The organism is uncultured Tateyamaria sp. (assembly GCF_947503705.1).
GTDB lineage: Bacteria > Pseudomonadota > Alphaproteobacteria > Rhodobacterales > Rhodobacteraceae > Tateyamaria.
This window is the reverse complement of sequence record NZ_CANNES010000015.1, coordinates 1-22,940: the sequence shown is the minus strand read 5'-3', so window position 1 is coordinate 22,940 and position 22,940 is coordinate 1. Positions and strand designations below refer to the sequence as shown.

Sequence of the window (22,940 nt, the reverse complement as noted above, 5' to 3'; positions counted from 1 at the left end):
TTTATCCTATCTCATTGCCACGACCGGATGCGATGGCGGCGAGGGCCTCCCGAATACTTTCGAATTCAAGGAAAATCTCGGGCGATACAGGTTGGCCAAGAGCTTCTTCAACCTCAAACGCAAGCGACACCATGTCGACGGAATCGACGCCAAGTTCATCATAGCGTCGATCAAGATCTGCGGGCGTTACAGGGCGTTTCAGGTAAGCGGCCAAACGGTCAAGCGCGAGCGCGGTAAGGTCAATGGTAGTCATGGTTCAGGAACGATCCTTATCGGGAGGTGTTCATAGCGGTGCACGGTCAGACATGCGGCCAATTGGCGTCCGGGGCGGGCCTCGATCCGGCCTATCGTGGCGAGATGGCGAAAGGTGATGGCGAGCGTTTTGCGGACAAGGGGCATGGCAGTACACAAATGACGCGCGCCCCCAAAGGCCACATGCCCACGGCGTCCATCTTTGAGCATATGCGGACATGGGAACGCCTTGGGATCGAAATTTGCGGCCTGAAAGGACAGCGTAACATTCTCTCCCTTGGCAATCGCATGGCCGCAAATCATCGTATCCTCGGTTGCATAGCGCGCTGAATTCTTGACGGGGGACGCAATGCGCAACACCTCGTCCACCAGGCTTTGCCCCTTCGGCAGCCCATTGTCAGCCGCATCCAGGCAAAGCGCACCATCGCAGGCGTCGAGCATACTTGCCAAACCCACGGTAAGTGCACCGGCCTGTGTGTCGTCCCCAAGCACAATCAGGGCCACGATGCATTCGCTGCGGGAGGTTGGCGTATCTTCAAGGCCCGTTTGGCGAAGCGCATCACCCACCTTTTCCAGAAAGGGTGATGATTGCCCTGACGATATCAATGCATGCACAGTTTCAAGGATAGCGGCCAACTGCGTGTTCGCATCCCGGATTTCTCGGACCGATGCGTTGTTTAAGATAAACCCATCCAGTGCAGTGTGGCAGGCCAGCTTTTGGCGCTCGGACGGCGGAACGCCTATGAAACGCCCCACGATTTCCAGATGGAGGCGGTCGGCATAGCCCGTGGCAAAGTCACCCTGTTCCGCAACGCGCATTTTTTCGAGAAGCTCTGAAGACACATCTTCGTAGGCTTTCAGATAATCGGCGGTTATACTGGTCAGCAATCTGCCAAAAGCTTCCCTGAGATCACTGTGCCGCGCGCCGTCATGCGAAAAGGGAATCCAGTTCAAGACGCTAGACAAAGCCGCAAGGTTCAAGCCAACCTGATCCTCAAGCCGAAGTGCCATGTCGCGCCGTTTCAGAACCTGTAGGCTCGAATTGCGCAGTGTTTCCATCGCCGCCGGTTGAGACAGGACAAGCCAGCGATTTAGCTTGGGCAGCCAAACAACGTCACCGTATTCTCGGAACGGATCGAGCAGTGCCTGCGGCGTTTCGCTTACGGCACGATGATTATAATCCAAAGTGACCGGAGTGCCCCAAAGCGTCATCCCTTGGTACTCATCTATTGCTGCGCCATTTTCAGAAACAGATCCCGCGACGCTCCGCGACGGATCTTGCCACTGGTGGTGCGCACAAGCGACCCACGCGGCACGACCTGAACCTTTTCACATTTGATATCAAGCTGTGCGCCCAACTGTGCAAAAAAGGCCCGTTCGTCGAAGGGCTGCGTGTCGGCTTTGCGCTCGACCAGAACATACAAGACTTCGGTCCCGTTCTGGGGCACACCAAAGGCTGCGACACTTTCCGCCGCTGTCTGCTCGGGTTGGGACGCATAGACGATCGCCTCGACATCCTCGGCCAGAATGTTGCGTCCGCGCAGAATGATGCGGTCGGAATCCCGGCCAGCGATATAGAGTTCGCCGTCGGACATCATGCCCCAGTCACCCGTCCTGATTTCGCCCTTGTCGCGTGCATCACGCCAGGATGCACCGTGTGGAATAACGCGCCCGCACCCCGGGCCATTGATCCAGACCTCGCCAAAGACGCCGTCCTGAACGGGTGCGCCTGATTGCGGATCTCTCACTTCGACCTCGATGCCGCCGCCGGGCACACCGAGACACGCCAGCGCGTTGCCGGACTCGCCCTTTCGAAATACAGGGCCATCTGCCTTCTGCCCCGATGAAATCATCAAAACCGCCTCGGCCATACCATAGGACGGCGCGATGGCTGCCTTTGACAACCTATGGCGGCCAAGCCTGTCTGCGAGACGCTCCATCGTCTCTTGCCGCACCGGTTCGCCCCCACACACGATGGTGCGCAGGTTGCTCAAATCCCAACTCACATCCTGCCGGGCATCGACCTTGTTCAACAGCGTCTCAAACGCAAAATTTGGACTGCTGGTCAGAGTTGCACGCCACCGATCCATATGGTTCAGCCATTCAAGCGGGGCCTGGATAAAGACGCTTGGCCGAAGCAATACCGACGGCTGGCCGGCATAAAGATGCGTCAGGACGCTGCCGATCAGACCCATATCGTGGTACAGTGGCAGCCAATGGACGCTCGTACCTGTGCGGTCGATCCCATACGTGTCGCAGCTGTGTTGAGCATTGCGCACAATATCTTCTTGCGTCAGCAAAACCGCCTTGGCCGCGTTGGTAGAACCCGAGGTAAACTGGAGTAATTGGCCGACGTTCAAATTATGGATATCGACGTCAAACGGGTCTTGGTGCGGGGCCGTTCCAATATTTGAAATGTCCAAAGTCCGGGCATTCCGGGCAAGGCTTTTCAGCTCTGTCGCACGCGCCTCGTTCAGGTCGTGCAGAATGACATCTGGTTGCGCTGTGGCGATTACATGGCGGTTGCGCTCGGCGAGGCCCGCCGTCATGCCACCCGTTGCCGGGATCACTGTCGCTCCCCGCATCCAGACTGCCATCATAGCCGTGATAAAAAGGCGCGCTTCGCGGCAAAACAGCATGACACCGGTCTGTGCCGTATAGTCGATGTCAGGCAAGGCCCCCGCCAGAACGCTGGCATCCTGCCACAATTGGCTGACGCTGAGGCTCTCACCCTCATCTTCCGGACGGCGCACAAAATGAAAGGCCATGTGGTTGGGGTCTGCCTTTATATGGACGTGTAACGCCTCAAGTACTGAGTGTGCTTCCATGCTCATTGGCCGCCCCCCTGCCCTACCTTGCCAATGGCACCAATGATAACTTTCGCAAGGCTGTCAATTCCCGGTGCCCGGAAAAACTGTCCATGGGCTCCAGGGATTTCGTGATGGGCATGACTTGCGAACTGCAGGTTCCAGATCGGCAAGGGATCTTTGCCCTGCAAGAATGGGTTGTAGAGTTCGCTTTGTGCCCCGAACACGATATCAATATGGCCCGGAAACGCGAAACGCGGCGTGTATTCCAACACGACCAAAGGCTGAGCGGAAAGCGTTCGCACCATTATGTCTTGCGCAACAATTTCCATGACCCCTGCGCCCTGGCAATTGCCACCTAGCACGAACCCTTTGTCACCGATTCTCTCAAGTATGCCGTCGCGGTAAATGTCGATGATCGAATGAAAATAGGTCTCTTTGCCCTCAAAGGCGTCGATTACTTTTTCAAGAGAATGCATGGCGACCACCGGTTGATCAGGCCCCAAAACACGTGCAAGCGCTATGGCCTCGACCCAGCTATTAAAGCACCAAAACAACGGGGGGTTCTGCCCGTCTTCGTTAAAGTGAACAAAAACATCATCGGCGCGCCATTGCCACGGCGGCAAGGTTTCAATATTCGCCCTCAGCCGTGCATCAAGATCGTGGGACAGACCGGCCCTTGCAGCAAGCGCGTCTTCGAGCTTTTGCTTTACGCTCATATCCAGACACTCCTTGTGGTCGTCCGTCGGGCACAATGCCAGATGTTTATCATGGCGTCGGTTCCGTGGTTGGTGGATAGGCCCTTTCAAACGGGCCGACAACAGAATTGAACAGTTCCTTTACCCAGAGGCAATCGGGCGCAGATCTTGCGTCACTTGGTGTTCGCGCATTGATCTATTTTCTCTACGTTTTTGCAAAGAACTCTCAAAATTCGGGCACATTTGTGTCTGATAGCATCCAGACCGCAACATATTGAAAAAATCGGTACATCGGGAACGCCAAACTCGGTATAACGGGAACATGAGAGATTCGGTACATTAGGAACAAACGTGGCAGGCAAACAGGTAGATCTTTTCTTGGACCAGCTCGCCGACGCCCCTGTCAAAGACGAGCGTGCTTTGATGGAGTTCCCGTTTTTCTCCCTTCAAAAGCGGCCCCGCATGACGCCTTTCATCTTTGATGACGGAACCGTCAAGATCGAGATCCAGCCGGGGCACAAGGGGATCGCGACAATCTGGGATAAAGACATCCTTATCTATCTGACCTCCTTGGTGAATGAGCGGATCGAACGGGGCCAATTTGACGCCGAAACATCCAGCACGATCCAGGATCGCACGATCACCTTCTCTGCCTATGATTTCCTGAAGGTGACGGGGCGCAGTTCAGGCAAACGTGCATACGAGCTTTTTCTCGACGCCCTGGACCGTTTACGCTCAACAAATATCCTGACCAACATCACTGCCGGAGACGAGCGCGAGCGTCGCGGCTTTGGCTGGATCGAGGACTGGCGCGTCATTGAGCGCACCAACCGCAACGGCAAGCGGGTCATGGGTGCCGTCGAAGTGACGATGAACCGATGGATGTTCAATGCGATTGTAAAAGACCGCCGCGTCCTCACGATCAACAGAGACTATTTTCGCCTCTCAAAAGGGTTGGAACGTCGGCTTTACGAGCTTGCCCGCAAGCACGTCGGTCGACAGCCGGAATGGTACATCGGGATCAAGCGCCTGGCAGAAAAATGCGGGTCCATTGATACGGAGCGCAAATTCAAGTTTCGGATCAACGAGATCTGCGAAGCCGGGACAATCCCTGATTATCACGTCGAGATCGTTGATCCGACCGAAGTGTCAACACCCTTTAAAACAAAGGGAAAGCAAGCACTTGTCAGGTTTCAACCAAAATTCGGCGACCTCATTGTTCCTGATGTACCGAATCTGCCGGAACTTGACGTCGCACACTCTGTTCTTGTCGAGGTCAAACACGCAAATCCCGAATATGATGTGAACTACATCCTCGAAGCTTGGCGCGACTGGGCCATCAAGAAGGACGAACCGATAAAAAACACCAATGCAGCCTTCCGCGCGTTTGCGAAAAAATACATCGAAGCCAACCCTATCTGGTGACTCGGTACATCGGGAACAAAAGCTCGGTACATCAGGAACATCGTCCTCGGTACAATGGGAACAGTTTTTCGGTACATCGGGAACGCCAATTCGGTACAACGGGAACAGCATTTGGTGTTAAGACAATGATTTTCTGAGGAAATTACTAAAGCCTAACATTCTAACAAACTTAACCATATTTCTAACAGAAATAACTCGTAGGGTCCCAAAATTCTCTGGCATGACACCATAGAGCAAGCCACTCATTGGCTTAGAAAAGCTGGCGCTCAGTGCATCAGATGTTCCTGATATACCGAAGATGTACCTATTCTGATGGTAAGTCCTAAGCCTATGCAGGGTCTGGACGGTACATCGAACATGCTACTCTATGACAAGGTACTTGGGCACCATCAGCAAGAGACGATTCGAAGTCGCAAGACCAAAAACGGGAGATCGCAATGAAACAGACCTTGGTTGCACTGATGGCTTTTGGCCTGATGACAACAGTTGCGTTTGCCCATTCGAAAACGGAACAGACCACGCCCGCGAACAACGCAACAGTTGAAGCGGTAAAGATTTTGGAAATGCGGTTTGATGACCCGATGCGGGTAACCGCGATTTCCATGACAGGCCCGGACGGGGCGGTCGATATCGAACGGCAAACGGGTATGGATGCAGTGACCGAATTCCGCGCTCTGCCACCCGCCGATCTGACCCATGGCCACTATACGGTAGATTGGCGCGGTTTGTCGGCAGACGGGCACCCCATGCAAGGAAGCTTTGGCTTTACCTTGTCAAACTAAGCGGATGGATGGCCTGGCACCCATAGATGGTTGGGCAATAGCGGCCGTTTTTGCCAAAGCTGCGGGATACGGGGCCGCACTTCTCGCGATAGGTGGCCCGCTTTTTATCGCGGCACTCCCGATCGCGTCACGCGGCGTTTGCAGGCTTGCCATGAAGGTCGCTGCAATCGCCGCTTTGGCAACCATCGCCGTACTGGCTTTACAGTTCGGCATCCGGGCAGCCCGCATCTCTGGAATGGGAGTGTCGGGGGCTTTTGACCCGATCATGCTTGGTTTCGTCTGGGACAGCCCGCTTGGGACGGCAGCGGTGTTTCGTGTTTCCGGGGCACTGATGGTCATCGCCGCGCTTTTTGGCGGGATGCTTGGGCGAGGCGCAGGATTGGTCGGAGCGGTGCTGATTGCAGTGTCGTACAGCTTTGTCGGTCATTCGCTAGGTGACCCGCGGTGGCTCTTGGCTTCTTTGTTGACGCTACACCTCCTTACGGCCGCATTCTGGGTGGGGGCGCTCATCCCTTTGCGACATGCGGCGGATAAACCCGATGGCACAGCAGTTCTTCACCGGTTTGGGCAATGCGCCAGCTTTTCGGTTGCTATGCTGGTGGTTGTGGGTGTCATCCTCGCCGCTTTGATGTCCGGCTCACTTACTGCGCTGATGACGACGGCCTATGGCTGGACGCTGCTTGCCAAGCTGGGCGTTGTGTCCGGTTTGATGGGCCTTGCCGCGCTCAATAAATGGCGCCTTGTCCCTGCTCTTGCTTCCGGCACTCCGTCAGCCGCACAACATCTGCACCGTTCAATTCAGGTCGAAATCTTCGCCGTCGTGCTTATCCTCTTGGCAACTGCTACGCTTACCTCAGTCACCACGCCCCCTGTGAATATTTGAAAGGACACCGCTCATGTCACTTCTGTCCAGACGATCCGCTTTGAAGGGAGCCGCCGCGATGGGCGGGTCGGTTCTTTTGGCGCGTTCTGGATTGGCCGAGGCAGACCTGCCGACACTCCGAGCGGCACCAGCATCCGCCCAACTTGCGCCTGCGGGATACCCTGCAACTCCGGTCTGGGCTTACGCGGCAGAGGGCGCGGGCATTGTCCCAGGGCCGGAAATCAGACTGCGGGCGGGTGAACGTATACGGCGCAGATTGGTGAACGCCTTGCCGCAAGCGACCGCAGTTCATTGGCACGGCATTCGAATTGAAAACTCCATGGATGGTGCGGCACCGCTGACGCAAGCACCTGTGCCGCCCGGCGCAGAATTCGACTATGATTTTGTCGTGCCTGATCCCGGCACCTATTGGTACCATTCTCACAACCGCAGTACAGAACAGGTGGCCCGAGGCCTCGCGGGCCCATTGATTGTCGAAGATCGGGAGCCTTGGTTGGGACAGAGTGGGGCCGCGACACGGGAACTGGTTCTTGTTCTGGATGATTGGTTGCTGAACGGCGATGCCACCATCGTTGAGGACAGGTGGGATGACCTGCACGCGGCGTCACATGCCGGGCGCATGGGAAACACTGTCACGGTGAATGGATCGGCCTATCCGGAGTTGCCTATACGACCCGGTGAGCGTGTCCGCTTGCGGATCATCAACACCGCTACGGACCGGATTATGCAGTTGGCCCTGCCGGACCTCGGGGCGCAGGTGATTGCGTTGGATGGTCACCCGATTTTGCCCCGAACGATTGAGACCATCGTGATGGCCCCTGCCCAGCGAGCCGACGTGGTGATTGACGGTGGTCAAAACAGGGGCGCGCGTGCTGGTTTGATGCTTGACCCCGGAAACGGGGAATGGGTCGAGATTGCAAGCTTTGTCCATGCGGGCGAACCGGTCAGCTCCCCCGATGGTGACTTGCGGCCATTGCCGGCATGGAACACGCTGCCACCGCTTGATTTGTCAAACCCGCAACGCGAAAGCCTGCTGATGGAAGGCGGGGCCATGCGCGGCATGAGTGAGGCGCGCTTCAATGGCGAAGTGATGGGGTTCCGCGAACTTGTTTCCAACGGCATGGTTTGGGCGTTTAACGGTGTCGCCAATGGCATGAATGCACCGATGTTCCGGTCGCCCACGGGGCGGACGGTTTATCTGGAAATGACCAACCGGACGGCGTTCGCGCATGCTGTCCACCTGCATGGTCATCACTTTACCATCCAGTCCCAAAGCGGGTCGGCCAATAGACCGGGCGACGTGCGTGACACCGTCCTGATAGGAGCGGGCGAGAGCATTCAGATCGCATTTGTGGCGGACAACCCCGGCGCTTGGATGATTCATTGCCATATGCTGTCACATCAAAAGTCAGGCATGATGGGATGGTTTGAAGTGGTCTGAACGCCGATCCGAACAGGATTGGGTTGACCTCGCGGCACGTTCAACGCCTGGCCCCTGCCCTGTCCCGGGTTTCTTGCCAGGACACTGCCAAGATTGCGTCTGTTGTCCGGCTCAGGAATACTTTTTGCGCAGTTCTTTAATCAGGCTTGTGAGTTCTGACCAGAATATAGGCTCCAACTGACCCTGGATAACAGCCGCGTCCGAGCGAAGCCGGAGGGGATCGGCCTGATCGCGGAGCTTGTCGAGGACATGGGCATCAAGAGTCTTCATGGTGCGAAAGCTCATATTGCTCGGAAGGCGTTCCGCGTCCGCCGGGGCCACGTATTTCGGGGACAAGTCGAATTTCTCAATGGCGCGCTTGCCTGCAAGGCGGATCACATCCGACGCTGGCAGGCCCGCAGTTTCGAGTATGTCAAGGCCGGGCCCATGTTCTTTTTTGGGTGCCGCGCGAACGTGCACGGCACGTGTTTTGGGCTTTTTGGGTGTCTTGGGTTGCGGATCGGTTTTGGGCTCCGGCGCTTTTGAAGTGACCGGTTTGTTTGAGGTCTTCTTTGGCGGTGCATCCGGGGCCGCCTGGGCTTTGGGTGCTGCAGTCGCGGCTTCAACAGCTTTCTCCTGTGGCGAAGGTTCTTCCACCTTGGCCGGAGCTGCTGGTTTCGGCGTTTCGCCGAACTGCTTGCTATAGACCGGATCGTCGCCGAGCAGGGAGGTAATCTTTTTGCGCGCCATTATTCAGCCTCCAGCACCAGTGCGAGAATTTCGCGAGCCTCGTCTAACGCCTCGTCATACAACCGGGCGTGCGTACGCATCAGCGGGTTGGCATTTTCGACCCGCCATTTTGAGATTTGATGAAAAAGACCTTCCCGATCCACATCGGCGTGCTGTTTGCGGTCCATGAACAGTTCTTCGATCACGGGGAACTTTGCGTTGGCTTCGCGGGCCATCGCACGCATGGCGTTCGATGGGCTTTTATCCACGCGTGATAGAACCACCGAGAGTTTCGGTAGGGCAGTTGGGTCCTGGGCACGCTCGAACAGGCCCTGGTACCAATCGTAAGTGTCAGTGGCGATCCGCATGTCGGTGTCCGATAGCATCATGGGCAATACGATGTGGTCGCTGTGAATGGCCAGGTCGTCCGCCCACTGGCCCCCTGCCCCCATGGTGTCGATGATCACAAAATCTGCCGTGTCATTCTCATAGGCGGTCTCGATAATGGTCTCTAGTTCGGATGGGCTTTCGATGCCGATCACGTTTAGCCCGGGAGCCGTCGATGCGACCTCTGGATTTTCGGTGGTGACGCTATCCCACCAGCGAAACAAGGCCTGCTGCGGGTCGGCGTCAATTGCGATGCACCGTTTCCCATCTGCGATGATGGCGCTCATGAGGGCGCGCGCGAGTGCCGTTTTTCCCGCACCCCCTTTGCGCGTCATGATAGCGATGACTTTCAACTGCTCATTCGGCATGATCCTGTATCCTCAGGTCTTAAGCTGTGATTGTGGATGTACCATACGACAGAACAGATTTGTCAGCAAGCATGACAGATAGGGGATGATGTATTTGCCATAAGGCATAATGCATAACTGAGAAGGGATTTATGAAAAACGATATGAAATTTTGGATTTATGAGATGGCAGGGAGCCGAGAGGCGCTCGGGCAGGGCGCAGTCCTGAGTTTATATGATTTTCGCATGCTGAGGGTTGCCGATGTAGGATAGCAGATAATGCATTTGCCATAAAACATATTCAATACCTCAAAGATGATACTGCAATTGTGAGGAATCCGGGAAGAAAAGCCTGAGCCCGTGTCAAGCGGGCAAGTGTCCTGTGACGGAATGCGGCTACGAGCGGCGCAGAGGGGCCTTGCAGCCCGTTAAGCTAAATCATTGAGGTTGTAGTGGTCAGCGCCGCAAAACGCTTCTCAGCGGCCATTTTGGAAACACGAAGAATCTAGGCGCCTCACAAAGAACATACAAAAAATCAGCTGAGAAGACATGCGACCTGTACTTCGATCGTTTTCAATCCAACTTATCAGTCTGCTGGAAGACAGACATCGAGATTTGGATAGAAGGGCAGGGGGCCTCACATCTGAGAGGGGAAATCCGGGAAACTTAAGTTCGTATACGGGTCTTGTTTGAACAATGGCCTAGCCTTCAACGGTGGTCGGCGACAAGAACAAACGCTCTTGCGCGCTCGACATGACCAAACATTATTACCGATTGAATTCCAGATAAGAGGGCAGGGGGGATGCGCGACTAGCAGACAAAGCTAAGTCAGTTGCCCGTTGATCTCAGCCTCCAGCGCCGCAATCCCGCTCAACACGTCGTCGAAATGGGGCGCGTCGCCGATGATCATTTCCCGCATGCCAAAGTAATCACGCCGCAGCATTGCCTCAAGCTTGGCGTTCGGAGCAAGTCGCAAAGAGCCTGGCTTGGCGTCTTCGTACCGTGCCCATGCCGCTTTGAAGAATACAGATTTGTGGTGCCCGACCTCGCCCAACAGATCGAGGTTGCTCAATGCCTGGTCCTTGGCATCATGCGCGATCAGTTGCGCCATGTCGTAATAGTGGCGGGACATCCTGTCACCAAGCGGTTTGGCCGTGTCCTGATGGTAGAGCATGTGAAGGATCGTGGCCTTCTCCCAGAACGTGCGGGCGACCCCAAGCGTTCGGACGTCGACATGGTTTAATCCTGCGAGGGTGGGGAAGGCTTGCTGGACATAGGTATGGACCCGTCGTTGCTCTGCCGGGAGTTGTGCGCCCCTAGCCCCAAATTCGAAACGAATGATGGGTTTGATGTAACTGGAGTAGTTTTTGTCCATCGAGGGGTAGGCAAACAGCAACGTCTGCGGATCGTCGGGGTCAATGACGAGTGAGTAGGGCTGTTCCAGATTTGCAGAGAAAGCGGCATTGACCTCGTCAAGCAGAGACCCCGCCACGGTTCTCACGGCTTCCTCCTGAAGCTCATGCAGCAGGGACTTGCGTTTGCCGCCACTGAGGGCTGGATTCTCAGGGTCGCGATCTTCGCCAAAGCCAAGGTGCGCGCGGTCCAGCGACAGATCAACATCTTCGGAGAAGCGGTTGATGACGTTGTAGGCCTTGGACAGCGACGTGCCGCCCTTGAAAATCATGTGACTGCCAAAAGAGGGCAGGGCGAACAAACGTTGCAGCGACCAGCACACCCAAAAGTCTTTTTCCACAATTGCCTTGGCAAACCCCAACTGAGCGGCGGCTTGCTGAAAGGCTTCGTCACGGTTTTCCGGTGTGTCGTTAGCGAACAGATCCATTCTCAGGCGTGCGCCGCAATTTGTCGGATGACGGGATGCATCCACGCCGGGATATGCTTGCTTTGTTTGACGAGTTGCGCGCGATCCTTTGCATCAAGTGCCCGAGCGATCTTGTCGATCACCTGATCGTCCACGCTGTCCTTGCCGACATAACGCAGCGCCTGAAAAACCGTGCCAGCCATCTGACCCGCCCCAACCAGTGTTTTTGGCGACGCGTTCCGAAACTGGATAACCTGCTGCCCGATCTGTTTTGTGCGCGTAGGACCGTCTGTCATATAGGTGGGATTGGATGGCACTTGGGTGGACAAACCCAACTGATTGGCGGCCATGGCAGGGGAGGGTTGCAGAACCTGATTGTCCTTTCGCGCAACAGCCCGCGCAATGTCGTCCGCGGATGGCGTCAGTGGTCCGAAACGTGCACTTTGCTTGGGATAGTCATAAAGCCCACGCATCAAACGCCGGATCACGCCCTGATCCGCCAATCGCGACAGGGCCTGATCCACGCTTGCGCGTGTTCCGATATCCAGGAAGTCTGACGGCGCAAATATAGCGCCTCGACCTTTACCCGCAATGCGTTGCTTAATCTTGGACGTGATCATACCCTATCTCCTTGTCAGAAAATATGGTATGTTTTTCTGATAGTCAATGTTGCAGGTATTACCGTGGGTCTTTTATGGTGGATGCACTGACCGGGTCACCGCTGAAACGGACGGAAACCTCCTTAAAGCCCGGCCTTGATGCTGCCCATCGACAGACTGCCGAAATGGGCGCCAAGGATTTGCAATGCAGTTTGCTTGACACCATTCCTTTGTAGGGCAGGGATGTCCCACAGCCCTATACAGGTCTCGTTCTCAATTTGTGGCGTGGGTAATCTGTATTATGTAATTATTCGCCGGGTTCCGCCGACACAAAGTGACGCACGACTGGACCGGATGCGCGCATATCAAAGGTACGCAATTCAGCCTGCAAATCGGCGTCATCCTTGGTCACGCGTTCATGCTGCTCAAGGTGCTCGGACCAACTTGGCAGATGAAAGGTTTCCAACCACGTCCCTGGGGCTTCAACGCTTTCGTGAACGAACCAGCGCGTCGCGCCATCGCGAAACCTTTCCTTGGCAAATGCATGAAGCTTGGCCAGGAATGCGTCGCGGTGCTGTTCCGCGACTTGGTATTCGATCGTCACCATAGCCTTTTGATGTGTGGCCTGACTGGTGCTCAGGCTTGGCGCTTCCGGCCAAACCGATGCTGGGGTCAGGTTTGACGTTTCACCTTTGCCCACCTTGAACTTTCGGGTGACGACAATACCAAGGCCCAGGCCTGCCGTCGCAATCAACAACGCAACCTGGACTGATGACGCGTTGGCCACCTGTCCCCAAATGATGGACCCCAACGCCATCGAACCGAAGAACACCATCAGAAAGACGGCCAGCCCGCGCGCGCGCACCCAATCGGGCAGTGCCATCTGGGCCGATACGTTGAACGAAGTCAAAACCGCTATCCAGGAAAATCCACCCAGGAATGCCGCGATCATCAAAGCGGGCGGTGTAGCCGAGATTGCCATCGCACACAGCGCAATCATGGTGCCTACCGTTCCCAGGCGAACAGTCATGTCCGACGATATTGTCTTTCCAAAGCGAGGTAGGAGCAGCGCGCCTGTCACTGCTCCGGTCCCGATCAGCGCCATCAAGATGCCGTAGAGTTCGGAACCGCCCCCTTCGGCTTGCCGCGCGATCAAAGGCAGCAAGGACCAATAGGCAGACGCAAAGATGAAAAACGCCATTGACCGATACGCCGTTTCCTTCAGCGCATCATTGTATCGCACATGTCGCAAGCCGGTTGCCATGTCGCTGAGGATCGGGCCGTGATAGCTCTTTTTCTTGGCGACCGGCGGTTTCCACAGAACGAGCGCCAGGATGATCACAACGTGGCTGGCGGCATTGAGGGCAAAGGGCGCTGCCAAGCCGACGCTGGCGATCAGAACGCCTGCAAGTGCGGGGCCGATGGCGCGGCTGATGTTGATCCCCATCGAATTCAGCGCAATGGCAGGTTTCAGTTTTTCGCGGGGTACCAGTTGCGGGACAACCGCCTGCCAGGCTGGCGCCATGAACGCGGCACCCGTCCCCATTGCAAATGTGAACAGGATCAGCAGGACGGGCGTCATCACTTCTTGCCACACCATCACGGTCAGCAAGACAGCGACGCCAGTCACAATGACATTGATCGTGATCAGCATGCGCCGCTTGTCCAATCTGTCCGCCAAAGTCCCCGCAAAAAGTGCAAAGAGGAAGACGGGCAAAGTTGTCGCCGCCTGAACAAGTGTTACCACCGCAGGGCTGGAATTGAGCGTGGTCATCAACCAGCCCGCGCCGACGTCGTGCATCCAGGTGCCCACATTCGAAATCAGCGTCGCAGTCCAGAGCAGGGCAAAAGCCACATGCCCGAACGGTGAAAAAGCGCCTGGGGCAGACGACGTTGCCGCGGGATTTTCAGATGTATGTGGCATGTTCCGTAACTCTCTTGGGTTGATCGAAGTTCAAAGACTGGCCGCGACGCACAGGGCGGTCGCAGCCAATCGGCCATCGTTAACGCAGTCGCTGTGTTCAGCTGTTCAATGCGTCAAGGACGCGATCCCGGGTAAAGGGCATGTGCCGCAACCTTTTGCCTGTGACGGCATGGAACGCGTTGGCAATTGCCGGAGGCACAAAGGGCAGGCCCAACTCGCCAACGCCTGTGGGATGTTCGTTCACCTGCGCCATGTAGATTTCAATTGGCGGCACCTGATACGCGCGAGTAATGTCATAGTCCCAGAAGTTGTTCTGCATGACCTCACCCGCCTCGATATCGATCCGTTCGGACAGGGCGCAGGAAATTCCGAATACAGCCGCCCCCTCGATCTGGTTGTGGGCGTTGTCTGGCGACACGATCAACCCTGCATCAGCAGCGATCCACATATTCTCCAGCGCGATTTCACCGCTATCCTGATCCAGGTTGATTTCAACAACGCCAGCGGCCATCGACGAATGGTATCCCGCAAAGGCAAGGCCCATGGCTCGATCACCGCGATTACGCCAGCCGGACATCTCGGCTACTTTTTCCAACAGATGACGTCCGCGTGGATTGCCCTCGACCAGGTCCAGCCGAAAATCCAGAGGGTCGCGGCCAGCCGCCTCGGCCAGCTCGTCCATAAAGGCTTCGGCGGCGAAACCAGTATAGGCGGCACCAATGCCCCGATAGGGTGACAGCCGGGCCTGCCGTTGTGTGATCACGTGATCGGCCAAAAAGTCAGGGATCGCGTAAAACTTGCTTTCTGCCCCACGCATCGAGATCACATCATTTGGCTTTACTGCATTCCAGCGCCCCGGATTGAAGAACCCGATGACAGTTGGCGTGGCGACCCGATGATGAAAACCCGTCAGCTTACCATCAGAAGACACTCCGCCAGACATCCGTTGCACGGCCAGCGGCCGGAATACGCCGTTCTTAACGTCATCCTCTCGGGTCCAGATCACCTTGACGGGCTTGCCCACCGACTTTGAACACAACAGCGCATCACGGACATAATCCTGCACAAAAGCGGTGCGCCGCCCAAAACCACCGCCCATCGTCATCATGTTCAGCCTGACCCGATCCTGGGTTGTATCCAGCACCTCCATGACCGTGTTCGTCGTCCAGGATTGGGTCTGCGTTCCTGCCCAAACCTCGGCCCCTTTGCCGTCGGCATCCACATGGGCAACGGCGGCCATCGGCTCAATCTGGGCGTGATAGGCATAATCTGAAAGATAGGCGTGCGTCAGGTTTGTATCGGCTTGGGAAATCGCGGCCAACGCGTCACCGTTTTCGGCCCAAACCGCTGGGGTCTGCGACGGGCTTTCCGCCTCTCTGGCATACAGGTTCATTGTGTTTTCGCTGCTGTAGGCTCGAAACGGCGACGTTTCCGACCATGTGATGTCCAGCGTGCCGCGCGCTATCAGCGCGGTCCAATAGGTTTCCGCAACTACCGCAACCGCATCGGGCAAGAGAACAACGTCGAGCACACCGGGCATCGCGCGCACTTCGGCGTCGTTCACCGAAACGGGGCTTTCGCCTTCGACCGGCGCGCGCTGGATGCAGGCAAAGGCCATGCCAGGCAGGGTCACGTCAATTGCATAGACGGCCTTGCCGGTACTTTTACCCGGAACATCACGACGCGGGATGTCGTGGCCGATGATCCGAAAGGCGTCGAAGGATTTCAATGGTACATCGTCGGCCTTGGGAATTTGAACGCCGTCGGTGCCCGCGGTGGCCAAAGCGCCATAGCTGATGCGGGTGCCATCGGGCGCCACCACGGCGCTGGGTTCGGTGATCAGCGTTTCCTTATCAACACCCATCTCGCGCGCCGCAATCTGCAACAGTACATCGCGCGCCTGTGCGCCCGCCTTGCGCATAGGGTCGAAATATCCCTCAACACCGGTGCTGCCGGCGGTATAAAGGACACCGCCAAACGCCGGGTTGCCAAAGGTGCGGTCATCTTCGTTCAGCTGTTCGATGATGACGTCGCCCCAGTCTGCATCCAATTCTTCGGCCAGGATCTGGGGGAGGGTGGAATAGCTGCTTTGCCCCATCTCGGTTGATGGAAAAATGATGGAGATCGTGCCATCGGCGCGGATCGTCATCCAGGGGTTCACATCCAGAGCAGGTGAACCGGCGGCTTGCGTTTCAATGGCAATGAGCCCACCCGCACCCACCATAAAGGACAGCCCGACTGATGCCTTCAAGAACCCACGGCGGGAAAGTTTTGCATGTGTCTTTTGGGGGGTCATGTCACACCTCCTGCGCGGCCCGTTCGACCGCCTTGAAAATCCGGTTGTAGGTGCCGCAGCGGCACAGATTAGCGCTCATGTAGTCGACGATTTCTTCGCGCGACGGTTTGGGATTTTCCGACAGCAGCGCCGCAGCCCGCATGATCTGCCCCGATTGGCAATAGCCGCACTGCGGCACCTGTTCCGCCACCCAGGCTTTCTGAAGCGGGTGGCTCCCGTCTTCGGACAACCCTTCGATTGTGGTGATGTCCGCGCCTTCCACATCCCCAACAGACAGCTGGCAGGCGAAACTTGCCTCGCCATCCACGTGGACGGTGCATGCGCCGCACATGGCAGCGCCGCAGCCATATTTGGTGCCCTTCAGGCCGATCCCGTCGCGAATGACAAGCAGCAGCAGTTCTTCGGGCGGGTTGTCCACTTCTACGGGTTGGCCATTCAACGTGAATTTTGTCATGTTCGGTTCCTCTCGTTCGGCAGGTTTCAGGTCGGAAAAGGCAGTTCAGGCGGCGCCAACGCCGATGGATTTCGCATCAGAAACGCCACCTTGCGCCCAAAAGGGTTGCGTCGATGTCTTGAAAGTTTTCGGCGTCTCCGGCCAAGGCAAAGGTCCGGTGAGCCAGGAAAAGGTCCATGTTCCACGGATCGATTTTCTGCACTACGCCGATGGACATTGCCTTGGAGGCGGAACCAACAAAGGCGATATTGCGACCATCATAATAATCAACCGAAACGGCGGTAGATCCGACCGCAAAAATGTCGCGGATAATGCCCAGTTTGAGATAAGCATATCGCCCCGGTCCTATCTGTTCACGACCTGTGGCAAATGCGGCGTTAAGCCCCGTTGGTTTGTGCAGAACAGCCGCTGAGAACACGAGGTTTTCCTCAATCGAGCCGACCCACTCGTAAGTGAGTTTTGCTTCTGCAGTGAAAGGCTCGGTATCACCGGAATAGCTGAAAGCAACGTCGTAGTAGTCGTTGTCGTTTCCGCGGCGCAGCACTTCCTGGCCGTAGGCCGCACTGGCCTGGAACCCGTTCAATATCGGGCTGTCATATCGAACCCGAAACCGCCGCAGTCCGTCCAGAGCCGAAAAAGCGTCATCAATCGTCGTGCCCGAAGGCGTCCCATTGGTCCGCAAGAGCGCGGTGCCGCCCCCGGTGTCAGCCACGGCCACCTGATGCGCGAGGCCCGTGCCTGACAGATCTGCGCCAGCAGATCCGTCAGAGGCCATGCTACCTTGTCCAAGTGACAAACGACCGGCGGCGGGCATATCGACAATCATTTCGAATTTCCGGAGCGCTCGTCGCGAAATTTCAACATCCAGACTTTTGTCATGCTTGGAAAAACCGCTGGACCCGGTCATCCCGAACCCGGCTTCAAGGTTAAAACTGAGCTGCGCACCGGCATCAACGGGCGTTCTGAACCAAACCCCGATCCGGCCGGGTACATTGCTGTTCTCACCCAAGAAGGCATCGGTTGATGCTCCATCGGCGACTGATAAGGCTCCAAGATTGATCTGCCCGTAGGTATCCCACTGTCCTACGCTCTGCGCGCAGGCGGGCATCGCAACCAGGGCAGACATGGCGATGCCCATCAGGTTACCACTGAATGACATCGCTCAACTCGTCTTTGTGTTTCTCGGAATATGCCCGAACGAACGGGCACAAAGGCACAATGCGCTGTTTCTTCTCCCGCGCATCCGCGATCAGACGCTGGATCAGCGCCATGGCCGAACCCTTGCCCCGCAAGGTCTCTGGCACAAAGGTGTGGTCGGCGATGATCAGCTGCGGTGTGGCTTTGGAAATGGTAAGCTCGGCTTCGCCCGGTACGCCCTCGATCTCCGATGAATATCGGCCTTTGGTATCGCTTTCGACGTATCGTATCGTGAGGTCGGTCACCACATGTGCCTCCAATCAAGCCATGAAACAGGAACAGCCCAAAGCGCCCCAGAAGGCCGTCTTGTCGCGCACGGGAACTGGGTTGGCCCAGGCGATCTGGTGGTTGTGACCATGCATGCCGCATCCAGAGGCACAGCCATCTGCACAGGCCCGCATCTGCATCGGAGCAGGGGCCTGCGGCACGTCACGCATGGCCGGTGTCGCAAAGGTCGCGGTACTGCCCCAATCCGGGCTGGCCGGGGGAAGTGGTGGCGAAAGGTCGGCATAGTCGCCCGCGCCATGGACTACCTTGCCATCCACCATGGTCAGAACCGAGGTAATCCCGCGGATTTTATCTTCGGTGACGCTCATCAGATCGTCCGACAAGACGGCAAGATCGGCATACATGCCACTGGCCAAGGTGCCTTTTACATCGGCCTCGCCTGAGAACCAGGCTGATCCCGTCGTCCAGATTGATACCGCCTCTTCGCGGGTCAGGAGGTTGTCATCGCCATAAAGCTGTAGACCACCCATCGTCTTGCCGGTGGTTAGCCAGTATATCGCCACCCATGGGTCATAGCTGGCCACGCGGGTCGCATCGGTCCCGCCCCCCACGGGCAGGCCGGTTTTCAGCATGTCGCGCAGCGGTGGCGTGGCTTTAGCGGCATCTGCGCCGTAGCGATCGGCAAAGTATTCGCCTTGAAATGCCATGCGGTGCTGCGTGGCAATCCCGCCCCCCAGCGCCTTGATCCGGTCAATGTTTTTCTGGCTGATCGTTTCTGCGTGGTCGATGATGAAGCGGGTCTTGAACGGCGTGCGGCCATTCACACGCTCGAACACGTTCAGGAACCGATCAATTGTCTCGTCATAAGTGGCGTGGATGCGGAACGGCCATTCGCGGTCCGCCAGCAGCTCCACTATCTTTTCCAGTTCTGCTTCCATGACCGGTGCGAGATCAGGACGCGGTTCCAGGAAATTTTCGAAATCGGCCGCTGACCAGGTCAGGTTTTCACCGGCCCCGTTCATCCGCAGCATTGCGTCACCTGCGCCTGGTTCAGTGATCTCGACCCATTTTTCATAATCGCTGAGTTCTGAACCCGCTTTCTGGGCAAAGAGGTTGTAGGCGATGCGGACAGTCAGGTGGCCATCCTCATTCAGCTTGGACACGACGTCGTAATCATCCGGGTAATTCTGGCCGCCGCCGCCAGCGTCAATCACCGAAGTTACGCCAAGCCGGTTCAGCTCGCGCATGAAATGGCGTGTCGAATTGATCTGATCTTCGGGCGGTAGTTTGGGGCCTTGCGACAGGGTCGAATAGAGGATCAAGGCGGACGGTTTGGCCACCAACATACCCGTCGGATTGCCTTTGGCGTCCCGTTCGATGACGCCGCCCGGAGGGTTCGGCGTTTCCCTGGTCATGCCGATTGCTTTCAGCGCGGCGCGGTTCAGCAGGGCCGACCCGTAAAGATGCAGTATGAAGACCGGCGTATCGGGTGCCGCGTCATTGATTTCGTCAAGCGTCGGCATCCGACGCTCGGCGAACTGGAATTCGCTCCAGCCACCTACGACACGAACCCATTGCGGCGCAGGCGTCACAGCAGCCTGCTTGCGCAGCATCGCAAGTGCATCCGAAACCGACGGCACGTTTTCCCAACGCAGCTCCATGTTAAAGCTCAGCCCGCCGCGGATCAGGTGCGTGTGGCTGTCATTCAGGCCCGGAATGACACGGCGACCGCCAAGGTCGATCACCTGAGTATCGCTGTCTTTCAGCATCTGGATTTCGCGATCGGATCCGGCCCGCAGGACTTTGCCATCTGCAATTGCGATGGCCGTCGCGTCCGGGGTGTTGGGATCCAACGTGGTGATTTTACCGTTAAAGAGGATGGTGTCGGTCATTCGAGCCTCGGGTGGTTTGTTCAGCGTGATTTGGCTTCCCCGGTTTTGGGATCGGGAAGTGACGGGGAAGCCGTTGCTTAGCGCGCGCGCAATCAGCCTTTGGCAGGCACTGGATCGAGGGTTTGGCCCGTATGGGCGCTGCGCGACGGAGCGTCGTGGACCATGGTATAGGCGTAGTCGACACCCATGCCGTATGCGCCGGAATGGTCTTTGACCAAGGCCATGACGGCGTCGTACGTATCGCGGTGCGCCCAGTCGCGTTGCCATTCCAGCAGAACCTGTTGCCAGGTCATAGGCACGACACCCGCTTGCACCATTCGATCCATCGAATAGTCATGCGCCTCTTTCGAAGTACCGCCCGAAGCATCAGCGACCATGTAAATCTCATAGTCCGTGTCGTTCATGCAGGAGAGCGCAAATGTCGTGTTGCACACCTCGGTCCAAAGCCCGGCCACCACAACTTTCTTGCGTCCGTCCGCCGCGTTCTGAGCCAGCGCATCGCGTACTTTCTGGTCATCCCAGGAATTCATCGACGAACGTTCCAGTAGAGGTGCGTCGGGGAAGACATCCAGTATCTCCGGATACGTATGGCCCGAGAACGCCTTGGTCTCGACAGTCGTGATTGTTGTAGGAACATCGAAGATTTTGGCGGCTTTGGTCAGGCCAACAACGTTGTTCTTCAGTGACTGTCGGTCCATCGACTGAACGCCAAAAGCCATCTGCGGCTGGTGATCAATGATGATCAACTGGCTGTTTCCCGGTGTGAGAACTTCTGTTTTCGACATGTTGATAGTCTCCTTGTTTATGTCGCTCAGGATGATTTGTCAGAGGTGTGTGTCTCGGCCTCAGTCACAGCGAAGGACTTGAGATGCAGTGCGTGGGCAACGACATCGGAATGGCCGCGGAACCACTGGACAGTGGCCTCTCCGGCCAGCATTCCAAGCAGGCCAATCAAGGCGATGATGGGTGGTGCGGGGCTGCGGACGGCGATCAGGCCATAGATGACGCCAACGCCAATTCCGGCAGCCAAAGACAACAGGTAGGGTGTCCAACTCATGCCTGGGGTTCCTTTCTTGTAAGAGGCATTTCAAAAAGCAGTGCCGCGCCTTTTGAGGTCCACGACATCTCGATGCCTTCGGCGGCTGGGATCTGAAGGGCATCACCGGCACTGAGCGTTTCGCCTTCTGCACGGGCCATCCCGTCCACCAAGTGCAGGAACTTCAGCGTGCCGGGGTCGCTTGGGATTGCGAGCACATCGCCATCTTCAAACCGCAAATGCGTGACGGAACTGCCTGACCGAAGCGGAACAAGCCCGCCCTGAGTCGCTGCGAGGACGGTTCGCTGTCCCAAGGGAATGGACGCCTGGGCATAGGTCGGCTGACCGCCGAATACGTCAGGGATTAGCCATATCTGCAAGAACCGGGCCGAATGCGCAGGGGACGCATTGAACTCGGAATGGCGCACGCCAGTGCCCGCTGACATCAATTGGATTTCACCAACGCCGATACGGGATTGGTTGCCCTGATCATCCTTATGTTCCAGCGCTCCGCTCAACACGATGGTCAGGATGTCCATGTCGCGATGGTCGTGAGGTGCAAAACCGGACCCCGGCGCAATCGTATCTTCATTCAGGACGCGCAGGTTTCCGAAACCCATTCTTGTAGGATCATTGAACGACCCAAAGGAAAACGTGTGAAAGCTGTTCAACCAGCCCGTCTTCGTCCGGCCTCGGGTCGCCTTTTCATGCAGTTTGATCATTCTGATCCGTTCCAAGCAGAGCGTGTCTGTTGGGTTTGGAGATGATCTCAACTCCCTCATCGACAAACGATAAGTTCTCTTCTAAAGAGATAGGTGAGCTAAACTATCAAGATGCTTAAATGGCGCGTACCCGTCTTCCCTCACCCAAAGCACTTGTTGCTTTCGAGGCAGCCGCAAGGTTGTTGTCCTTCAAGCAGGCAGCGGATGAATTGGCAGTTACGCCGGGGGCAATCAGCCAGCAAATTCGGGCACTTGAGGAAATTCTGGGCACTGCCTTGTTTCATCGCAAGGCACGATCTGTCACGCTCACGCAAAGCGGCGAGACGCTAAGCAAGAGCGTATCAGAAAGCTTTCGAAGTATTCAGGAAACGCTGGGCGCGATCACCGCACAGGCGGACACACGGCTTTGCATAAACACCAACCCATCCATCGTCGCAAAGTTTTTGCTCCCCCGTATCAACACGTTTTCTGATCGTTTTCCGAGCATTGATATTGATATCGATACGCAGATTGGCCTGAACCCGATGGAAATTGACGGACCGGACGTCGTGATCCGAACGACGAATGCACCGCCACCCCATCTGCATCACGTGCTTTTGCACCGAGAGTTGCTGTTGCCTGTGGCGAGCCCCGATTTCATTAAGCGGCACAATCTGGTTGCGCCGGGCGACGCCGCTCAGACCCCGCTGCTGCGTGATATGAGTCTGGCAAAGTTCAACGGCACCCCTGATTGGAGCGATTGGTTCAAGAAAGCCGGTTTGACTTGCGCAATGCCGTCAGAGCGTGTGCGTTTCGCCAACAGCGGTGCCGATTTTCTGGTGGATATGGCGATTTCCGGCGATGGCTTGCTGCTCGGTCGCTCATCGCTGGTTTACACCGCCCTGTCAGCCGGACAATTGTCCTGTCCGTTTGGCCCGATCTTGCAGACCGACGTCAGCATCTATGCGATGTGTCGACAGGAAAAAAGAAGCGACCCGGGCGTGCGGGCCTTCCTTGGTTGGATAAAGGAAGAAGCGGCGCTGCTTTCGACAATCAATGCCTTGC

Annotated in this window: 22 protein-coding genes; 5 read left to right on the top strand and 17 right to left on the bottom strand. The window is 56.7% G+C overall.

Going from position 1 to position 22,940, the window contains the following annotated elements:
• Nucleotide 1: 1 nt before the first annotated feature.
• The 4 genes from Q1A44_RS20825 to Q1A44_RS20810 are packed head-to-tail and all read right to left on the bottom strand — an operon-like array spanning nucleotide 2 to nucleotide 3,778.
• Nucleotides 2-253, bottom strand: a complete 252-nt coding sequence (locus Q1A44_RS20825; RefSeq protein WP_299629147.1) for an acyl carrier protein — start codon at nucleotides 251-253, stop codon at nucleotides 2-4.
• Complete coding sequence (locus Q1A44_RS20820; RefSeq protein ID WP_299629145.1) at nucleotides 250-1,464, bottom strand: cytochrome P450; 1,215 nt, start codon at nucleotides 1,462-1,464, stop codon at nucleotides 250-252. Before Q1A44_RS20820 ends, Q1A44_RS20825 begins: the two co-directional genes overlap by 4 nt.
• A 14-nt stretch (nucleotides 1,465-1,478) precedes the next feature.
• The gene (locus Q1A44_RS20815; RefSeq protein ID WP_299629143.1) at nucleotides 1,479-3,086 is read right to left on the bottom strand and encodes an AMP-binding protein; all 1,608 of its coding nucleotides are present in this window, start codon (nucleotides 3,084-3,086) and stop codon (nucleotides 1,479-1,481) included.
• On the bottom strand, nucleotides 3,083-3,778 hold the full coding sequence (locus Q1A44_RS20810) for a hypothetical protein (protein ID WP_299629141.1): 696 nt from the start codon (nucleotides 3,776-3,778) through the stop codon (nucleotides 3,083-3,085). Before Q1A44_RS20810 ends, Q1A44_RS20815 begins: the two co-directional genes overlap by 4 nt.
• Before the next feature lie 330 nt (nucleotides 3,779-4,108).
• On the opposite strand from Q1A44_RS20810, the gene Q1A44_RS20805 reads away from it, so the two are divergent.
• The 4 genes from Q1A44_RS20805 to Q1A44_RS20790 all read left to right on the top strand — a co-directional run bounded on the left by Q1A44_RS20805 (nucleotide 4,109) and on the right by Q1A44_RS20790 (nucleotide 8,288).
• The gene (locus Q1A44_RS20805) at nucleotides 4,109-5,182 is read left to right on the top strand and encodes a replication initiator protein A (RefSeq protein WP_299629139.1); all 1,074 of its coding nucleotides are present in this window, start codon (nucleotides 4,109-4,111) and stop codon (nucleotides 5,180-5,182) included.
• A gap of 437 nt (nucleotides 5,183-5,619) precedes the next feature.
• Nucleotides 5,620-5,964 (top strand): copper resistance CopC family protein, encoded by a 345-nt coding sequence (locus tag Q1A44_RS20800; protein WP_299629137.1) that lies wholly within the window; start codon nucleotides 5,620-5,622, stop codon nucleotides 5,962-5,964.
• Between the two features lie 151 nt (nucleotides 5,965-6,115).
• Nucleotides 6,116-6,847: a CopD family protein gene (locus Q1A44_RS20795; RefSeq protein WP_299629135.1), complete on the top strand. Its 732-nt coding sequence runs from the start codon at nucleotides 6,116-6,118 to the stop codon at nucleotides 6,845-6,847.
• A gap of 13 nt (nucleotides 6,848-6,860) precedes the next feature.
• Nucleotides 6,861-8,288 (top strand): multicopper oxidase family protein, encoded by a 1,428-nt coding sequence (locus tag Q1A44_RS20790; protein WP_299629133.1) that lies wholly within the window; start codon nucleotides 6,861-6,863, stop codon nucleotides 8,286-8,288.
• 111 nt (nucleotides 8,289-8,399) lie between these two features.
• Here Q1A44_RS20790 and Q1A44_RS20785 read toward each other — a convergent pair whose 3' ends face one another.
• The 13 genes from Q1A44_RS20785 to Q1A44_RS20725 all read right to left on the bottom strand — a co-directional run bounded on the left by Q1A44_RS20785 (nucleotide 8,400) and on the right by Q1A44_RS20725 (nucleotide 21,896).
• Nucleotides 8,400-9,017 (bottom strand): hypothetical protein, encoded by a 618-nt coding sequence (locus Q1A44_RS20785; RefSeq protein WP_299629131.1) that lies wholly within the window; start codon nucleotides 9,015-9,017, stop codon nucleotides 8,400-8,402.
• Complete coding sequence (locus Q1A44_RS20780; RefSeq protein ID WP_299629129.1) at nucleotides 9,017-9,751, bottom strand: ParA family protein; 735 nt, start codon at nucleotides 9,749-9,751, stop codon at nucleotides 9,017-9,019. The genes Q1A44_RS20785 and Q1A44_RS20780 overlap by 1 nt, the downstream gene beginning before the upstream one ends.
• An 801-nt stretch (nucleotides 9,752-10,552) precedes the next feature.
• Complete coding sequence (locus Q1A44_RS20775) at nucleotides 10,553-11,569, bottom strand: nucleotidyl transferase AbiEii/AbiGii toxin family protein (protein WP_299629127.1); 1,017 nt, start codon at nucleotides 11,567-11,569, stop codon at nucleotides 10,553-10,555.
• Nucleotides 11,570-11,571: 2 nt separating this feature from the next.
• Complete coding sequence (locus Q1A44_RS20770) at nucleotides 11,572-12,168, bottom strand: DUF6088 family protein (protein WP_299629125.1); 597 nt, start codon at nucleotides 12,166-12,168, stop codon at nucleotides 11,572-11,574.
• A gap of 286 nt (nucleotides 12,169-12,454) precedes the next feature.
• On the bottom strand, nucleotides 12,455-14,071 hold the full coding sequence (locus tag Q1A44_RS20765; RefSeq protein WP_299629123.1) for an MFS transporter: 1,617 nt from the start codon (nucleotides 14,069-14,071) through the stop codon (nucleotides 12,455-12,457).
• Between the two features lie 97 nt (nucleotides 14,072-14,168).
• Nucleotides 14,169-16,367, bottom strand: coding sequence for a molybdopterin cofactor-binding domain-containing protein (locus tag Q1A44_RS20760; RefSeq protein ID WP_299629121.1), 2,199 nt, complete (start codon nucleotides 16,365-16,367; stop codon nucleotides 14,169-14,171).
• Between the two features lies 1 nt (nucleotide 16,368).
• Nucleotides 16,369-16,821: a (2Fe-2S)-binding protein gene (locus Q1A44_RS20755; protein ID WP_299629119.1), complete on the bottom strand. Its 453-nt coding sequence runs from the start codon at nucleotides 16,819-16,821 to the stop codon at nucleotides 16,369-16,371.
• A gap of 76 nt (nucleotides 16,822-16,897) precedes the next feature.
• A complete protein-coding gene (locus tag Q1A44_RS20750; RefSeq protein WP_299629117.1) occupies nucleotides 16,898-17,947 on the bottom strand; it encodes a porin in 1,050 nt (349 codons plus the stop codon).
• Nucleotides 17,948-17,963: 16 nt separating this feature from the next.
• The gene (locus tag Q1A44_RS20745; protein ID WP_299629115.1) at nucleotides 17,964-18,263 is read right to left on the bottom strand and encodes a GNAT family N-acetyltransferase; all 300 of its coding nucleotides are present in this window, start codon (nucleotides 18,261-18,263) and stop codon (nucleotides 17,964-17,966) included.
• Nucleotides 18,264-18,278: 15 nt separating this feature from the next.
• Complete coding sequence (locus tag Q1A44_RS20740) at nucleotides 18,279-20,138, bottom strand: amidohydrolase (protein ID WP_299629112.1); 1,860 nt, start codon at nucleotides 20,136-20,138, stop codon at nucleotides 18,279-18,281.
• A 92-nt stretch (nucleotides 20,139-20,230) separates the two neighbouring features.
• Nucleotides 20,231-20,923 carry a hydrolase gene (locus tag Q1A44_RS20735; RefSeq protein WP_299629110.1) on the bottom strand — a complete coding sequence of 231 codons (693 nt, stop codon included), beginning with the start codon at nucleotides 20,921-20,923 and terminating at the stop codon, nucleotides 20,231-20,233.
• A gap of 26 nt (nucleotides 20,924-20,949) precedes the next feature.
• The gene (locus tag Q1A44_RS20730) at nucleotides 20,950-21,195 is read right to left on the bottom strand and encodes a DUF1427 family protein (RefSeq protein WP_299629108.1); all 246 of its coding nucleotides are present in this window, start codon (nucleotides 21,193-21,195) and stop codon (nucleotides 20,950-20,952) included.
• Nucleotides 21,192-21,896 carry a pirin-like bicupin family protein gene (locus tag Q1A44_RS20725; RefSeq protein WP_299629105.1) on the bottom strand — a complete coding sequence of 235 codons (705 nt, stop codon included), beginning with the start codon at nucleotides 21,894-21,896 and terminating at the stop codon, nucleotides 21,192-21,194. Before Q1A44_RS20725 ends, Q1A44_RS20730 begins: the two co-directional genes overlap by 4 nt.
• 119 nt (nucleotides 21,897-22,015) lie before the next feature.
• Between Q1A44_RS20725 and Q1A44_RS20720 the strand changes: the two genes are divergently transcribed.
• Nucleotides 22,016-22,940, top strand: a 925-nt coding sequence (locus Q1A44_RS20720; protein WP_299629103.1) for a LysR substrate-binding domain-containing protein, incomplete at its 3' end; no start/stop codon positions are given.

What these genes read in the sequence shown, in the direction of transcription:
- Q1A44_RS20825 (WP_299629147.1), bottom strand. Translation starts at nt 253, where the DNA reads ATGACTACCATTGACCTTACCGCGCTCGCGCTTGACCGTTTGGCCGCT.
- Q1A44_RS20820 (WP_299629145.1), bottom strand. Translation starts at nt 1,464, where the DNA reads ATGACGCTTTGGGGCACTCCGGTCACTTTGGATTATAATCATCGTGCC.
- Q1A44_RS20815 (WP_299629143.1), bottom strand. Translation starts at nt 3,086, where the DNA reads ATGAGCATGGAAGCACACTCAGTACTTGAGGCGTTACACGTCCATATA.
- Q1A44_RS20810 (WP_299629141.1), bottom strand. Translation starts at nt 3,778, where the DNA reads ATGAGCGTAAAGCAAAAGCTCGAAGACGCGCTTGCTGCAAGGGCCGGT.
- Q1A44_RS20800 (WP_299629137.1), top strand. Translation starts at nt 5,620, where the DNA reads ATGAAACAGACCTTGGTTGCACTGATGGCTTTTGGCCTGATGACAACA.
- Q1A44_RS20795 (WP_299629135.1), top strand. Translation starts at nt 6,116, where the DNA reads ATGAAGGTCGCTGCAATCGCCGCTTTGGCAACCATCGCCGTACTGGCT.
- Q1A44_RS20790 (WP_299629133.1), top strand. Translation starts at nt 6,861, where the DNA reads ATGTCACTTCTGTCCAGACGATCCGCTTTGAAGGGAGCCGCCGCGATG.
- Q1A44_RS20785 (WP_299629131.1), bottom strand. Translation starts at nt 9,017, where the DNA reads ATGGCGCGCAAAAAGATTACCTCCCTGCTCGGCGACGATCCGGTCTAT.
- Q1A44_RS20780 (WP_299629129.1), bottom strand. Translation starts at nt 9,751, where the DNA reads ATGCCGAATGAGCAGTTGAAAGTCATCGCTATCATGACGCGCAAAGGG.
- Q1A44_RS20775 (WP_299629127.1), bottom strand. Translation starts at nt 11,569, where the DNA reads ATGGATCTGTTCGCTAACGACACACCGGAAAACCGTGACGAAGCCTTT.
- Q1A44_RS20770 (WP_299629125.1), bottom strand. Translation starts at nt 12,168, where the DNA reads ATGATCACGTCCAAGATTAAGCAACGCATTGCGGGTAAAGGTCGAGGC.
- Q1A44_RS20765 (WP_299629123.1), bottom strand. Translation starts at nt 14,071, where the DNA reads ATGCCACATACATCTGAAAATCCCGCGGCAACGTCGTCTGCCCCAGGC.
- Q1A44_RS20760 (WP_299629121.1), bottom strand. Translation starts at nt 16,367, where the DNA reads ATGACCCCCCAAAAGACACATGCAAAACTTTCCCGCCGTGGGTTCTTG.
- Q1A44_RS20755 (WP_299629119.1), bottom strand. Translation starts at nt 16,821, where the DNA reads ATGACAAAATTCACGTTGAATGGCCAACCCGTAGAAGTGGACAACCCG.
- Q1A44_RS20750 (WP_299629117.1), bottom strand. Translation starts at nt 17,947, where the DNA reads ATGTCTGCCCTGGTTGCGATGCCCGCCTGCGCGCAGAGCGTAGGACAG.
- Q1A44_RS20740 (WP_299629112.1), bottom strand. Translation starts at nt 20,138, where the DNA reads ATGACCGACACCATCCTCTTTAACGGTAAAATCACCACGTTGGATCCC.
- Q1A44_RS20735 (WP_299629110.1), bottom strand. Translation starts at nt 20,923, where the DNA reads ATGTCGAAAACAGAAGTTCTCACACCGGGAAACAGCCAGTTGATCATC.
- Q1A44_RS20730 (WP_299629108.1), bottom strand. Translation starts at nt 21,195, where the DNA reads ATGAGTTGGACACCCTACCTGTTGTCTTTGGCTGCCGGAATTGGCGTT.
- Q1A44_RS20725 (WP_299629105.1), bottom strand. Translation starts at nt 21,896, where the DNA reads ATGATCAAACTGCATGAAAAGGCGACCCGAGGCCGGACGAAGACGGGC.